This is a genomic window from Coleofasciculus sp. B1-GNL1-01 (genome assembly GCF_040220235.1).
Lineage (GTDB): Bacteria > Cyanobacteriota > Cyanobacteriia > Cyanobacteriales > Coleofasciculaceae > Coleofasciculus.
Genome location: NZ_JAVJTO010000037.1, coordinates 1 through 14,342, shown reverse-complemented (window position 1 = coordinate 14,342; position 14,342 = coordinate 1). Strand labels below are relative to the sequence as shown.

Below are 14,342 nucleotides of genomic sequence, written 5' to 3'. Positions count from 1 at the left end.
ATTTACGCCCAAGGTTCCTAAGATGTTCGATACATCATTCCCGGTAACCCGACTGAAAATCGTTTCAATCCCGGTTGGATTCGCAAAATAGACGCGCCCCCCCTCGCCCACATTAAATTCTAAGAAACTGTGGAACAAATTCGTATCGCGAATTGCCCCTCCTTCAATCAAATCGGCTGGCAAACCTTTGATATCCACATTCGGTGTAACGATAGACTGTTCAGCCCCTAGAGTGGTATCCGGTTGAATCTGCGCTATTGCAGGTGCAGCGACAAGAGCGATCGCGCCCCATCCTGCTAAAATCAGGCTGAACCCCCATGGTCTATGCCCTAACCCCTGGCTTGCCATATCCGTAGATGGTAGATGATCTTGAAGAAGGGTCTATTATACCTCAACTCAAGTCTAGATCATTTAAACCGAGGGAACAGGGATATAGTAGGGTGGGCAATGCCCACCCGCTTGACGGGCGATTATCTGCTAGGATGAACTCGGCTAAAATTGCTTCTTCTGTATCGTCATCCAACTACTTATGCAACTCGAAGATTATTTTAATTTCCTCGCCCCTAACGACATTCGTCTCAAAGGAACTAGAGTAGGCATAGAAACCATTCTTTATGAGTTCATTCATCGCGCCCGTACTCCAGAAGAAATTGCCCAAACTTATCCATCCCTCACCGTAGAGCAAGTCTATGCGACAATTCTCTATTACCTCCATAATAAAGAAGCTGTCAGTAAATATTTAGCCGACTGGTTAGAGTGGAATCACCAGCAAGTTAAAGCACAACACCTTAACCCATCGCCTACGGCTATTCGGATGCGGAAACTTAGAGCAGAACAAAGAAAGAAAGAAAAAGAAGAATGCTCAAGTATCTCCTAGATGAAAATGTAGACCCTAACTATAAAATTCAACTACTAGGGCTAAACCCCAATTTAATTGTGTGGGCAGTTGGGGAACCGAATACTCCCCCAAGAGGAACATTAGATCCAGAAATATTGCTTTGGTGTGAAGAGTACAATTTCATTCTAGTTACAAATAACCGGACATCTATGCCAGTTCATATCAACGATCATATTTCCCGAAACCATCACATTCCTGGTATTTTCATTCTCAATCCAAACTTGAGTATGGGACAAAATCTGGATGAATTAAGTTTCATTGCTGAAGCCGCCTTTGAAAATGACTATCAAGATCAAATTGTTCACTTGCCCTATACCTATATACTCGGTTCAGAGTAAGGGTGAGGGCGGGTTTTGTTGAAAGGTTATCGGAATATCCCAATGAGGAACAAGTAATTATAGAAATCCCAGATTATACTAAAACTTTAATTCAATTAAACTTAAACATGAGGACAAAGGAACAGGGAACGGGGAACAGTAAGGATTTAACACTTGTTAACATTTCTTAGTAGAGCGGACAGAATTTATGTCTAGGTACTTATAAGCTAAAGCTTACGGGGTAAATCTCCGAACCCGTTTGAACGGGTTTTAGCTTTTAGCCAGAACTTTAGTTCTAGGCTTAAGGAGCTTAACTGATACCTTCGCGCCCTTGCGATAACTTCAGATTAAGGAGGGACAAACCCAGAATAACCAGGAACAGCACTAATCCAATCGCGCAAGCATAACCGATTTCCAAATCCGCAAACGCTTGCTCATACAAATAATAGACCACCGTTTTAGAACTATTGCGGGGTCCCCCTTGGGTCATAATATAAACTTCTTCAAAGACCTTCGTCGCCGAAATCGCCGAAATGACCGCAACTAATGCCAAATAGGGACCCATTAAGGGAACCGTAATATCCCAATGTTTCCCATACCCATCCGCACCATCCAACGCCGCCGCTTCATAAAGTTGGTCAGGAATCGATTGCAAACCTGCCAGATAAATCACCATGTAGTAGCCTAACCCCTTCCACACGGTAACAGCCATAACACTAAAAATCGCCCAATCTGGACTCGTCAACCAGGGAATCCCCTCTTTAAACCCAATCCAACTGAGTATCTGATTAAATAAACCATTTTCCGCATAAAGCCACCGCCACGCAATTCCCGCCACCACCATCGAAACCACCACGGGAGTGTAATACGCCGCTCGAAACCAGCTTATCCCGCGCAGTTTCTGATTGACCAAAATCGCTAATCCTAAGGGGAGTGCGACTAAAATTGGCACAACGCCAATCAGGTATAACACCGTGTTCCCCACCGTTTGCCAAAATACTCGGTCTTTCCCCAAACGTTGCAGATTCGTCAAGCCCACCCATTCAGGCGTTTGGGTCAAATCATAGTCGTATTGCGTAAAACTTAGGTAAAAGGCTTGACAAGCGGGCAAAAATACGGTCAACCCCAAGATAACTAGGGCAGGGAGCAAAAACAGGTACGGCGTAAACTTGGGCGGGATGACAATTGAATCCTTTGACATCTGACATAAAAATTATTAGGGAAAACGAGAAATTAGGGATTATAGTGTAGCCTAGCTAACAGTTTCCTCTTCTTAACCTTAGTGTAATCTTATTAGTTACCTCACCATAACCCAATACGCCCTTATCTAAGCTGGCGATGTGGGTGGTGAGGTATTGGCGTTCTCATCTAGGCAAGTCTAAATGTAAACCTCTGTCTCAATCCTGGATATCTGTGCCAGTAGTGCTAGATGGGAGGTTACTGACATAAGCTGATGCAGTAAGCGATGCGATCGCATACTACAGGCTTAAGTTGATTCGATCTATTTTTCACGGTGCTATCTATCATCAACCCGATTATTGTCTTGGGCGAGGTAAATAACGTTAGGCGATGCCTGAACAGGAGTTGCGTTTAAAGCTTCTACCCCTTGACGCCATCTGTCTTATCCCAACCCGAACGGGGGGAGTTAACCCGGATTGAGGATGAGGGAATTTCCCCACACAATACATTGGAGTGTTATGCAGCCGTGAAACATTTAGAAGTAAGCTACAGCCATTTATTGGAAAAAGATACACAACCCGAACGAAAGACAACCGTACTCGAACTTCTTAGTATCCCGACACATCCACAATCGAGCCGGAAAGGAGACAGTGACACCCTATTGTGGCAAACGCTAGTGCAATCCATTCCCCTACCCTTGGTTATTGCCCGCTTAAGCGATGGTGTTATTCTGTATGCTAACGATCATTACGGCTCGACCTTTGATCCCAGCCAACAGAAGAGTTCCAGAGTCAATCAACCCGTTTGCGATCGCCAAACTCTATCCTTCTATCACGATCCCGCCCAACGACAAAGAATATTAGAGGTTTTACTTAGCCAAGGCTATTTGCGGGATTACGCGGTCAAAATGCCGAGTCACTATGGCAAGCCGATTTGGAGCCTAGTTTCTCTGCAACGGTTAACCGTTAAGCGGGAATCAGCCTTTCTTGCCATTTTCCAGCCAATTACGGACGACTCGCATCACCACGAACCCCTCCAATCCTTACCCCCATCACCCCAATCAACACGCCGCCCGTTAATTACTAATGCCGTGTGTGAACAGGAGGTCAAATTTTGTACCCTAGCCGAAACCATTCCTGCCGCTGTCTTAATCTACACAGGCAATCAGTTAGTCTATGTTAATTCCATAGTCTGTGAGATTACAGGATACAGCCAATCGGAATTATTAACCATGGATTTATGGGACTTACTGCATCCGAGTAGCCACGCCTTCATGCCTAAACCATCCCTAAGTGAAACGGCGCAGAGGGGAGCAAAACGCCGCTATGAGGTGCAAATCCTGACCAAAACCGGTGATAGGCGCTGGCTGGATATGAGTACCCGGATCATTGAGTTTCAAGGAAACCCAGCCATCCTGTTAAGTGCCTTTGATATCAGCAACTACAAGCAAGCTGAAGGGGCTTGGCAAGAAAGTCAGCGCACCCTAGCCACACTGATGGGCAATCTGCCCGGAATGGCATATCGGTGTCGGGCGGATAGTCAATGGACGATGGAGTTTGTCAGTGAGGGCTGTTTTAATCTGCTGCACTACAATCCCTGTGATTTGGTAGAAAATCGGGCATTAGTGTTCAGTGACGTGATTCATCCAGAAGACCGAGAACGGGTAAAGCAGGATGTGCAAGCCGCCGTTACCGAAAAACGACCCTATCAACTCGAATATCGGATTACTACAGCCACAGGGATTCAGAAATGGGTGTGGGAACAAGGATGCGGCATTTTTTCTCGCCACGGAGAATTACAGGCGTTAGAGGGCTTTATTACCGAGATCACCGAACGGAAATGGGCAACAGACGCCCTAGAACTCTTGCAAACCATGACCCAGGCGATTGGTGAAGCCCCAGATTTTCAGTCAGCCTTGCATGTCACCTTGAGCAAAGTGGGACAAGCCACCCATTGGGATTTGGGCGAAGCTTGGGTCAAACGTGCTGACGGGAAGGTTTTAGAATGTTCCACAATTTGGCGCAGAGGAGAGGAACAGCCTTGGAAAGCAGACGGTAAGCAGCAAGGTGGAACGGTAAACGGAAATGATAACAGTTTAGGTCACACCAATAAAGGCGCAGCCTCTCCCTATCCCCCTGTCTTAGCGTCTGAGGTGTCCACCCGGCAAGACTTTTGCCATTACAGTCCCGCCTTTACCTTTGCTTTAGGCTGTGGACTACCCGGACGAGTGTGGGCATCCCGTCGTCCCGAATGGATTCCCGATGTGTCCCGTGCGCCTCATTCCTCCTTCGTGCGCTCCTCTATGGCAAAAGCTTGTGGTCTTAAAGCAGGTTTTGCCGTGCCAATTATGGCTCATAACCAGGTTCTGGCAGTATTAACGTTTTTCCGGTTTGAATCGCAGCAAACGGATTGGCGTTTGGTCAACTTGATGTCTACCGTAGCCGCCCAATTAGGGGTAGCGATTGAGCGCAAACAGGCGGAAGTGGCGTTGCGTTCCTCTGAGGCGGAGTTGCGGGCATTATTTGCAGCGATGACGGATTCTATCTTTGTCTTGGATAGTCAGGGATGTTTCCTGAAAATTGCCCCGACGAATCCTGACCCCGTGTTATTGCCGAAAAACGCCAAAGAATTTGTGGGCAAAACCCTGGATCAGGTTTTTGGCACAACTCAAGCCGATCAGTTCTTGAGGTATATCCAGGAAGCGATCGCCACATCTTCGCGTTTGAATATTGAGTATAGCTTACCCGTAGGCGATCGCGAGGTTTGGTTTGCGGCGACGATTTCCCCCACCTCGGAAAACTCGGTGGTTTGGGTGGCACGGGATATTACCGAACGAAAACAGGCAGAACAGGCGTTGCAACAGGCAGAAGCCAAATATCGCAGTATTTTTGAGAATGCCTTGGAAGGGATTTTCCAATCCACGGCTGATGGGCATTATATCAGCGCCAATCCTGCCCTGGCTCGTTTATACGGCTACTCCTCGCCCCAGGAATTGATGGTGCGACTAACCGATATCGAACATCAGCTTTATGTTGATCCCCAGCGACGGGCGGAGTTTAGTCGGCTATTGCAAGAAAATGATGCGGTAGCTGATTTTGAGTCCCAAGTCTATCGCAAAGATGGCAGCGTAATTTGGATTGCCGAAAATGCCCGTGCGGTTCGGGATATGACCACCGGGGAATTGCTGTATTACGAAGGCACAGTCGAAGATATCACCGAACACAAATTGGCAAAAGACCAACTGCAAACCCGGGCGTTTTACGATACATTGACCGGATTGCCCAATCGGGCGTTATTTATGGATCGCTTAAGTCATACCGTAGAGCGAGCCAAACGTCATCACACCTATCGCTTTGCCCTACTCTTTTTGGATTTAGATCGGTTTAAAGTGGTCAATGATAGTTTAGGGCATTTAGTTGGGGATCAACTGCTGATTGGCATTGCCCGTCGCTTAGAATCCTGTTTGCGGACAGAGGATACAGTGGCTCGATTGGGTGGAGATGAGTTTACCATTCTGCTGGAGGATATTGAAGATATTCACCATGCAACCCGCGTGGCGGAACGAATTCAGCAAGAATTAGCCGCCCCATTTAATTTAGATGGACATGAAGTCTTTACCGGGGCAAGTGTCGGGATCGTTTTAAGTCGGGAGATCCAACAGGAAGACGATATCACCAACTATGATTGTCCTGAAGACTTGTTACGGGATGCTGATACCGCCCTCTATCGGGCAAAAGCATTAGGGCGATCGCGCTATGAGATATTTGACCTGACGATGCACCAAAATGCCCTCAGCGTCTTGCAGTTGGAAACCGAATTGCGGCGGGCGGTGGAAAACCAGGAATTTGAGATTTACTATCAGCCGATAGTCTCCCTCTCGACGCATCAGATTGCTGGGTTTGAAGCACTATTACGTTGGCATCATCCCAGCCGAGGATTAGTGTATCCGAGTGAGTTTATCCCCATGGCAGAGGAAACGGGATTAATTATTCCCATGGGCTGGTGGATGTTGCGCCAAGCCTGTCGTCAGTTAGAACTTTGGCATGATACGGTTCAGGACAGTGAACTTAGTGAAGAATTGGCTCATCAGTTGACGATTTATGTCAATCTTTCCAGCAAACAGTTTTTACAACCGGAACTCCTAGAACACCTAGACAAAATTCTGCACGAGACCCATCTGCATCCGAGTCATTTAAAGTTGGAAATTACCGAAAGCTGCTTACTGGCAGACCCAGAGACCGCCGAAGAACGGCTCAAAGACTTACGCGATCGCCAAATTGGGTTATGTATTGATGATTTTGGTACAGGTTATTCGTCGTTAAGTTATTTGCATCGATTTCCGATTGATACGATTAAGATTGATCAGTCTTTGATTAGTAATATTAGCATCGATGTTCAAGGGCATTGTGAAGCAGGCATGATCAATCGCACCAAAGGATTACCCCTGCAAATTGTCCGCACGATTATCATGTTGGCAGATAGCCTGGGAATGAAAGTCATTGCTGAAGGCGTAGAAACAAAAGAGCAATTAACCCAACTGCGGCTGCTGGATTGTGATTATGCTCAAGGGTATTTATTTCAAGCGCCCTTAGATGCGTTGACAGCCGGAAAACTGCGCGTTGAGCCTCAATGAGATGAAGCGGATTCGGTGGGCGTCCTCAGATGGTGATCTACCCATCCACCAATAGCGCCAAACGATATAGGTTTAATCGCACTGAAAAGCGTGCATTTATCACCGAAACCCTTGATATACCGTAGGGTGGGCATTGCCCACCAGAATACGAGGAGCGTACCATTCGATATAAGTGTATATACCCACCAATAGCGCGATCGCCAAAGGACACAGGTTTCATGGGTATCCACCACCAGTGCGATCGCTGATCCTAAATTTAGAAGCACAGATGAGTTAAGATAACCATGAGGATTATCATCTCCAATGAACTCCTCCAAACCATCCAAACGTCCAAAGGTGGATTACTGGCTGATGTTAAAAGACATTGAAATCACTAATTTTAGAGGCTTTGAAGCAACAAAATTTTCTGGATTTAAGAAGGTTAATTTAATTGGAGGTCAAAACAATGCTGGCAAGACGGCTTTTTTGGAATCAATTTTATTGAATAATTGTCCTAAATCGAAAACTATTATAGAACTGAAGCGGATAAGGAAAGAAGCATCAGACGTCGAGAAAGCTATGCCAGAGCGAGCTTGGAATAGTTTTTTCTTTAATCAAGATAAGCGAACAACGATAAAAATAACTGGAACAAGTATCCAGAATATCAACACTATTGTTGAAATACTGGTTTGTCATTCTATTTCGCTTTTAAAAGAAATTTTGGAAGATGAGGAAGAAGCTAGAAAGTTGATGACTCTGATATCTAAAAATGAACTCATGTCGTCAGTTTTGCAAGTTCGAGTTATCCAAGATAATCAAGAGATATCTAAGTATCCTGTTATAGCAACTTCAGATGGAATTTTGCTCCATGATATACCCGATTATAAAAATCTGCCTATCCTTCCATCTTTTGGAAGACTGTCAAATAAAGATTTAACTGAAGAGTATGACAAAGCTCGTTTAAATGATAAAGATGAGGAAATTATCAAAGCTTTTAAAATATTAGATCCTTCGATTGAAACAGTAGAGAGTTTTTCTATTGGAGAACCAACACTCTACTTAGTCAGGAAGGAGCAGAAAGGACGGTTGCCACTTTCCTTGTTTGGAGATGCGATTAATCGCGTAGCAGCGATCATGCTCAAGCTCATCAATAACGACTATAATTTTTTGTTAATTGATGAAATAGAAAATGGGATTCACTATACTAAACAGGGAGAATTTTGGGAACACTTATTTAAATTAGCTTCTGAATTAGACATACAAATTTTTGCCACAACCCATAGTTTAGAGATGATTAAAGCTTTTACAGCGACAGGCGTCAGTAAATATCCAGATATGGGTGCCTATTTTGAAATTGCCAGAAAGCCTCGCAATCATTCAATTATAGGAATTAATCGTGATCTAGAAACACTAAAATATGCTATAGAACATGGCAAAGGGGTGAGGGGTGAGTAACTTACTTATCGTTGAGAGCAAAAATGATAAGTTGTTCATAGAAGCCTTAATAGATAACTTAAATTATGATATTTCCATAGAGCCTCCCATTTGCATCAATGACTATGAATGTCTGGAAGGATTGAGTCAATCAAAACTAACCAATGCTCTCAAAGCTTTAGCAGCCGATATTCAGAAAAGAGATATACAAAAGGTTGGTATTGTCATAGATATCGATAAATTTTCTGTAGATGAGCGAATTCAATGGGTGAACGAATGTATTAATCAAGCTTTCACGAATAGTGCCAATTTATCACAAATAGGAAAATTCATAGAAATTAGTACGGCTACTGGAGAGGTAATCAAGTTATCCTGCTATTTTACCAATGTAGATGGGAAAGGTGAATTAGAAACTGTCCTAAAAACTATTAAGTCTCAGAATTCTACGTTTGCTGATTGCTTAGACAGTTGGCGGGATTGTTTAAGTCAGGAAAGTAAATCAATCACTGACAAAGAGTTTGACAAGTTTTGGGTTAGTCTCTACATTAGATTTGATACTTGTTCAAAAAAAGAGAAAAAACAAGCGGAAAGAAAATGTAGCATGAAAAACTTTGACTATATCATGAAAGAAAAAGTGGATATTTGGAATTTAGAACACCCTGCACTAGAAGAACTAAAGAAATTTTTAAGAATTTTTACGGACGAGTAGATATAGAGCGACGCTACCAACGCACGCGATCAGCGCGATCGCTCAATTGGGTTAGGGGTAGATAACTTGAGTACAGATTATTTGTCCTTCATAGGACTTACGGAAAGCCTCTATGTGTAGGGTGTGTTAGCGTAGCGTAACGCACCTTTGCCACTGATTTCCGTTGAGCATTGACAGTGGAACCACTTTGAGTTATGGGTCAATGAGATATGCATTCCGTGCATTTCTCCTGACATAATGAATACCCTGACCAACACGAAGGAATAACAAAATGACTAAAACTGCATGGGTGTTTCCAGGACAGGGTTCTCAAGCTGTCGGTATGGGAACCGACTTAGCCGATTTACCCCTGGCTCAAGCCAAATTCGCCCAAGCCCAGGAAATCTTAGGCTGGGATATCCTAGAACTGTGCCAGAGTTCCGACGAGAAACTGTCTCGCACTCTCTATACTCAACCCTGTCTCTATGTCATTGAAAGCATCCTAGCCGATATTATCCAGGAACAAGGACATCAACCGCACCTCGTCGCGGGTCACAGTTTGGGCGAATATGTCGCACTCTACGTGGCGGGTGTCTTTGACTTTGAGGCGGGATTAAATCTGGTCAAACGTCGTGCTGAACTGATGGATAGTGCCTCAGGTGGCATGATGGCGGCTTTAATTGGATTTAATCAAGAGCAACTTGACGAATTCATCCAGCAGCATGAGGATGTAGTGTTAGCCAATGATAATAGTCCAACACAAGTCGTGATTTCTGGAACCCCCGATGCGGTAGAAGCATTATTGAGTCAGGTTAAAGCCAAGCGAGTAGTACGGTTAAATGTATCTGGGGCATTTCACTCACCGTTCATGGCATCAGCCGCGACAGAGTTTCAAGGAGTGTTAGAGTCTGTTCCCTTTAGTGACGCGAAAATTCCTGTGTTATCCAATGCAGAACCCATACCCGCCACAGAAGCGGCTGTCCTCAAGGAACGCCTCCAACGTCAAATGACGGGAAGTGTGCGCTGGCGAGAAATTTCCTTACACCTGTCAAAGGAAGGGATTGAGAAAGTGGTAGAAATTGGTCCAGGAAAAGTTCTCACGGGTTTAATTAAACGGATGTGTCGAGATGCCAGCTTAGAAAATATCGGTAGCTTATCAGATTTGCCCAGTTAACCTATTAACCTATCGTTAACCTCTGGAATCTACTGTAGGTTATGTATTTTCCATTTCCCTGTTATATCGCACTACGGGGATATGTTAGGACATTAGGTCATCCCAACCGGGAACAGGGAACCGTAAAGAATGTCCTAACCTGCCAAGGTAGTTGCTATACCTTTGCAAGCAAAGACAGGGAACTGTGTCAGCAGAACATCAATCAACCGGAAGGACTCTGCTAGCTATGTCCCATCGCTATCCAATTCGGTTAAGTCGGAAAATTTTCCTAATTCTCTTCAGCTTAGGCTTAATGGTGAGTTTAACCGGATACGTGGTGATTAAGCGTAACCGAGTGCATCACCTCACCATTGCTGCTGGGTCGAAACAAGGGGAAAGTTATATTTTCAGTCAAGCCATGGCACAAGTGGTTGCCAAATATAACCCGAAAATTCAGATTGAAGTTCTGGAAACCAAGGGTTCAGAAGAAAATATAAAACTCTTAGAAGACCAGAAGGTGCAATTAGCGACAGCCCAGGCTGATATCCCGGCTTTGCCCTCGGCGCGGATTGTGTCTAAATTATTCCCCGATATGTTTCAGTTGGTAGTTCAAGCCAACTCTGGCATTCAGCAAGTCTCAGATCTCAAGGGAAAACGGATTGGACTACCACCAAAAGGAGGCGGTCAATATCTCTCCTTTTTATTTGTTGCCGAACATTATCGCTTGGAAGAAACAGACTTTTTTTCCTTTGCGGTATCCGAAAAAGAAACCGATGAGGCGTTTCGCAATAACCAAGTCGATGCGGTGTTTCGCGTTCGCCCGCCAGGGAATCAATCCATCCTCGATTTAGTACAAAACCGGGGAGGGCGATTAGTCCCGATTGACCAAGCCGAAGCGATGAAAATTAAGCAGCCGACATTGGATGCTGGCTTTATTCCTAAAGGCGCTTATCAGGGGTCTCCTGCTATTCCGGCGACTGACCTACCCACCGTAGCCGTACCCAGGATACTGTTAGCTCACCAGAAGGTTGATTACAATCTTATCCAAGAGATTACCAGCATTTTGTACGAACGCCGTCAGGATTTAGCGGCTGTGATGCCAGAAGCATCCTACATCAGTCCTCCTAGCGTGTTGGTTGGGACGATTTTACCCATCCACCCTGGTGCCCAAGCTTACTATGATCGAGAGAAGCCCTCCTTTCTGCAAGAGAATGCCGAGTGGCTGGGTTTGTTACTATCAATCGCACTTCTGATTGGATCGTGGGTTTGGCAGTTGAAATCTCAACTGGATAAGAAACAGAAAAACCAGGGTGATAACTATAATCAAGAGATTCTGATGTTAATGAAACAGATCGAATGCTGTCAAGATTTAGGCAGTCTGGAAAAAATTCGACACCAGTTGTTTAGTAAGTTTGAGAGTGTCGTCAACGCCCTCGACTATGATCAGATCACACCGGAGTCGTTTCAGTCGTTCACCTTCACCTGGGAAGCCGCGATCGCCGCGTTACGCGATCGCCGAAGTACCCTCATGGCTCAACCAACCCCAATCTCGAAGTCACAATAGCCAACGTACAACCTAAAACCCGATAAAATCTTCAAATGGGTTGTTGATAACTGATACTCTAATACAACAGCCCCAAATCTGGGGATTATGTCTAAGTCGATTTGTGGCAATAAACCCAAATCGATTACCTTTTGTCAATAGTCTGTAAATCATAACGAATGACCAATGACCAATGACCAATGACGATCTCCACCGTTAAATTGAAATTTTCCCACCCACTTCGGATATTCTGTGACTAGAAACCGCGAACCCTTAGCTAGCCTAATCCTCTACCACGCCTTTAAATGGTCGGTAGTCAGCCCAGTGCTGAATGTTTACCTACGAGGTCACATCCATGGTGCTGAACATGTGCCGATGGATGGTCCACTGATTGTCGTCAGTAACCACGCCAGTGACTTTGACCCGCCGATTGTGTCCAATTGTGTGCGGCGTCCAGTAGCATTTATGGCAAAAGAGGAATTATTTCGGGTTCCGGGACTCAAGCAAGCTATTCAGTTATACGGCGCTTACCCAGTGAAGCGGGGTGCAGCAGACCGGAGTGCGATTCGTGCGGCGATTGAGTGTTTATCCCAGGGGTGGGCTGTGGGCGTCTTTTTACAAGGAACACGCACCCCAGATGGTCGCATTCCGGAACCCAAACTCGGTGCTGCCTTAATTGCAGCGAAGGGAAACGCCCCTTTATTGCCCGTGAGTATATGGGGGACTCATCGCATTTTTCCCAAAGGATCACCAATACCGCGTCCTGTACCCGTAACCGTGCGAATTGGTCAACCTATTGACCCCCCGGCTTCGACTAAACGACCTGATTTAGCCGCCGTGACTCAGAGGTGTCAAGCTGCTATTCATGCTTTACATGATTTAGGACGATAAATTCTATCGACCTAGCGCATCGGGTACAGGACGTGCTTAGGCTTAATCAAAATAGAAAATTGTCACCACCTTGCGTTGTTCTTCTGCCTCCTCACAGGTTTTCAGCAAGGTTCTGCTGTCATGAAAGGCGAAGCAGATAAGCTGTTGACATCGGGAAATAATTTCGGAGTTACACAACGCACTCGCTTCCGCCAGAGACAGATGATCATTTTCTGGGTTTTCTACCAAGTGCATGACTTGTTGGAGTTGAACTCGCGACTCCCGTGGCTGACGTTCTAAGCTTTGGGGTAAAATGACCGTCAGCAAATTCGGATCAGCACGCATTGCACCGCGAATCGCGGCTGAGTTTGTACCTGTGGCGCCAGAGGTCATCAAACGATTGCCACCCAGAACCAAGGCATAACTCATCATCTCGATCAGATGTTGATGGGTAATGGGTACATGACGCGATCCTAACAGGGCAATCCGCTTAGAACCCGTTTGCTGGATTGTCGCAAGTTCTTGCGCTAGGGTATCTACACCGGAGATTTCTACTGATTGATTCAAAGATGCTGGTTTAAGCTGAACAACCTAGGTATTTTAGCAAAACCAGCGACAGTTAGAACTATTAGCTGATAAAAAGGTGGCGAGAATGCAGGGATGCAGAGGGATGAAGGGAGAAAAATTATTTTGGCTTGATCCGATTGGCTTGCCACTTGTCTAATAGTCGTGCTACAGTAAGGTACTGTTTGGTTCGGACGCATAGCTCAGTTGGTTAGAGCACCACGTTGACATCGTGGGGGTCACTGGTTCGAGTCCAGTTGTGTCCATTTAGTTGTTAATGGCGAGTAGTATCGTGTATCTGGGGAAAAGGACAGACGCGATCGCAATCCTCACCCATACCCAAACGCGATCGCACTCACTGAGTAAGTTAGAGCGATATCAAGGAATTGCCCAAGATATTATTAATGATTATGCAGGTTATAAACCGAGTCAGGGGGATATTGAGCTAAGGGCGATCGCGTGGGAGTCCAGGTATTTGTCGGGGCGGGTTTAGGCGTTTAATTTTGATGTTTGTGATCACGTTTCAACAAAACCCGCCCTGTCTCAAAATGGAGGTGTGTGTTTTAGGCGGAATTTGGAAGAATCGGCGATCGCACCTGGGAGACTGTAACCTTTGATGCTGCTGTAGGGGCGACCCGCTTGCATCAATTAACAACGGTATCCGCTTAATTTGATCGGGTCGCCCTTTATTCAATTGGCGGTGTCAAACGGTGTTTTTGGAGCGGTTATATGCGTTCCTGGATATGCTTCCATCGCACCTTTTGATCAAACAGCTTCCATTCCTGGTGAGATGGTGTGTCTGGGAAAAGGGAAAGCGCGATCGCACACTGGGGATAGAGGAGGTGTGATCGCGTGGGAGTCCAGGTATTTGTTTGATATTTGTGATAACATTTCAACCAAACCCGCCCTGTCTCAAAATGGAGGTGTGTTTTAGGCGATCGCGCTTTTGATCAGGGATTGGCGTCAACTGGGAGGGAAAGGGCATCGCCTCTAGGGAAGAAGGAGCGATCGCGTTTGGGGAAAACACCGACACCGGCTTGATTCTCTCCGTGTAAATTTGGTGCGTTACGTCGGGCTTTTTTAT

Annotated in this window: 14 protein-coding genes and 1 tRNA gene; 11 read left to right on the top strand and 4 right to left on the bottom strand. The window is 45.4% G+C overall.

Annotated elements, in window-relative coordinates; translation table 11 throughout:
* Window positions 1-348 (bottom strand): two-partner secretion domain-containing protein (locus tag RID53_RS08600; protein WP_446387715.1); only part of this gene is annotated, 348 nt, incomplete at its 3' end.
* Between the two features lie 181 nt (window positions 349-529).
* On the opposite strand from RID53_RS08600, the gene RID53_RS08595 reads away from it, so the two are divergent.
* A complete protein-coding gene (locus RID53_RS08595; protein ID WP_446387714.1) occupies window positions 530-877 on the top strand; it encodes a DUF433 domain-containing protein in 348 nt (115 codons plus the stop codon).
* The gene (locus RID53_RS08590; protein ID WP_446387713.1) at window positions 859-1,236 is read left to right on the top strand and encodes a DUF5615 family PIN-like protein; all 378 of its coding nucleotides are present in this window, start codon (window positions 859-861) and stop codon (window positions 1,234-1,236) included. The genes RID53_RS08595 and RID53_RS08590 overlap by 19 nt, the downstream gene beginning before the upstream one ends.
* A 289-nt stretch (window positions 1,237-1,525) precedes the next feature.
* On the opposite strand, the gene RID53_RS08585 is transcribed toward RID53_RS08590, so the two are convergent.
* A complete protein-coding gene (locus tag RID53_RS08585) occupies window positions 1,526-2,416 on the bottom strand; it encodes a carbohydrate ABC transporter permease (RefSeq protein WP_446387712.1) in 891 nt (296 codons plus the stop codon).
* A 405-nt stretch (window positions 2,417-2,821) separates the two neighbouring features.
* Between RID53_RS08585 and RID53_RS08580 the strand changes: the two genes are divergently transcribed.
* Window positions 2,822-7,027, top strand: a complete 4,206-nt coding sequence (locus RID53_RS08580) for an EAL domain-containing protein (RefSeq protein ID WP_446387711.1) — start codon at window positions 2,822-2,824, stop codon at window positions 7,025-7,027.
* On the opposite strand, the gene RID53_RS08575 is transcribed toward RID53_RS08580, so the two are convergent.
* Window positions 7,021-7,293, bottom strand: coding sequence for a hypothetical protein (locus tag RID53_RS08575; RefSeq protein WP_446387710.1), 273 nt, complete (start codon window positions 7,291-7,293; stop codon window positions 7,021-7,023). The genes RID53_RS08580 and RID53_RS08575 overlap by 7 nt on opposite strands.
* Before the next feature lie 37 nt (window positions 7,294-7,330).
* Here RID53_RS08575 and RID53_RS08570 point away from each other — a divergent pair, with 37 nt between their 5' ends.
* The 6 genes from RID53_RS08570 to RID53_RS08545 all read left to right on the top strand — a co-directional run bounded on the left by RID53_RS08570 (window position 7,331) and on the right by RID53_RS08545 (window position 12,715).
* The gene (locus tag RID53_RS08570) at window positions 7,331-8,461 is read left to right on the top strand and encodes an AAA family ATPase (RefSeq protein ID WP_446387709.1); all 1,131 of its coding nucleotides are present in this window, start codon (window positions 7,331-7,333) and stop codon (window positions 8,459-8,461) included.
* The gene (locus RID53_RS08565; protein WP_446387708.1) at window positions 8,454-9,149 is read left to right on the top strand and encodes a DUF3226 domain-containing protein; all 696 of its coding nucleotides are present in this window, start codon (window positions 8,454-8,456) and stop codon (window positions 9,147-9,149) included. The genes RID53_RS08570 and RID53_RS08565 overlap by 8 nt, the downstream gene beginning before the upstream one ends.
* A gap of 271 nt (window positions 9,150-9,420) precedes the next feature.
* Window positions 9,421-10,302 (top strand): ACP S-malonyltransferase, encoded by an 882-nt coding sequence (gene fabD / locus RID53_RS08560; RefSeq protein ID WP_446387707.1) that lies wholly within the window; start codon window positions 9,421-9,423, stop codon window positions 10,300-10,302.
* A gap of 41 nt (window positions 10,303-10,343) precedes the next feature.
* The gene (locus tag RID53_RS08555) at window positions 10,344-10,526 is read left to right on the top strand and encodes a hypothetical protein (RefSeq protein WP_446387706.1); all 183 of its coding nucleotides are present in this window, start codon (window positions 10,344-10,346) and stop codon (window positions 10,524-10,526) included.
* 2 nt (window positions 10,527-10,528) lie between these two features.
* The gene (locus RID53_RS08550; protein ID WP_446387705.1) at window positions 10,529-11,845 is read left to right on the top strand and encodes a TAXI family TRAP transporter solute-binding subunit; all 1,317 of its coding nucleotides are present in this window, start codon (window positions 10,529-10,531) and stop codon (window positions 11,843-11,845) included.
* Between the two features lie 231 nt (window positions 11,846-12,076).
* Window positions 12,077-12,715, top strand: a complete 639-nt coding sequence (locus RID53_RS08545) for a lysophospholipid acyltransferase family protein (RefSeq protein ID WP_446387704.1) — start codon at window positions 12,077-12,079, stop codon at window positions 12,713-12,715.
* A gap of 42 nt (window positions 12,716-12,757) precedes the next feature.
* Here RID53_RS08545 and RID53_RS08540 read toward each other — a convergent pair whose 3' ends face one another.
* Entirely contained in the window at window positions 12,758-13,261 is a 504-nt protein-coding gene (locus tag RID53_RS08540; RefSeq protein ID WP_446387703.1) for a DNA recombination-mediator protein A, read from the bottom strand.
* Between the two features lie 189 nt (window positions 13,262-13,450).
* Between RID53_RS08540 and RID53_RS08535 the strand changes: the two genes are divergently transcribed.
* Together RID53_RS08535 and RID53_RS08530 are read left to right on the top strand one after the other, a co-directional pair.
* A tRNA-Val gene (locus tag RID53_RS08535) sits at window positions 13,451-13,524 on the top strand.
* An 11-nt stretch (window positions 13,525-13,535) separates the two neighbouring features.
* On the top strand, window positions 13,536-13,751 hold the full coding sequence (locus RID53_RS08530; RefSeq protein ID WP_446387702.1) for a hypothetical protein: 216 nt from the start codon (window positions 13,536-13,538) through the stop codon (window positions 13,749-13,751).
* Window positions 13,752-14,342 lie beyond the last annotated feature (591 nt).

Excerpts from the sequence above, each read along its gene's own strand:
- RID53_RS08570 (WP_446387709.1), top strand. The coding sequence starts at position 7,331 with ATGAACTCCTCCAAACCATCCAAACGTCCAAAGGTGGATTACTGGCTG.
- RID53_RS08555 (WP_446387706.1), top strand. The coding sequence starts at position 10,344 with ATGTATTTTCCATTTCCCTGTTATATCGCACTACGGGGATATGTTAGG.
- RID53_RS08595 (WP_446387714.1), top strand. The coding sequence starts at position 530 with ATGCAACTCGAAGATTATTTTAATTTCCTCGCCCCTAACGACATTCGT.
- RID53_RS08550 (WP_446387705.1), top strand. The coding sequence starts at position 10,529 with ATGTCCCATCGCTATCCAATTCGGTTAAGTCGGAAAATTTTCCTAATT.
- fabD (WP_446387707.1), top strand. The coding sequence starts at position 9,421 with ATGACTAAAACTGCATGGGTGTTTCCAGGACAGGGTTCTCAAGCTGTC.
- RID53_RS08590 (WP_446387713.1), top strand. The coding sequence starts at position 859 with ATGCTCAAGTATCTCCTAGATGAAAATGTAGACCCTAACTATAAAATT.
- RID53_RS08585 (WP_446387712.1), bottom strand. The coding sequence starts at position 2,416 with ATGTCAAAGGATTCAATTGTCATCCCGCCCAAGTTTACGCCGTACCTG.
- RID53_RS08530 (WP_446387702.1), top strand. The coding sequence starts at position 13,536 with ATGGCGAGTAGTATCGTGTATCTGGGGAAAAGGACAGACGCGATCGCA.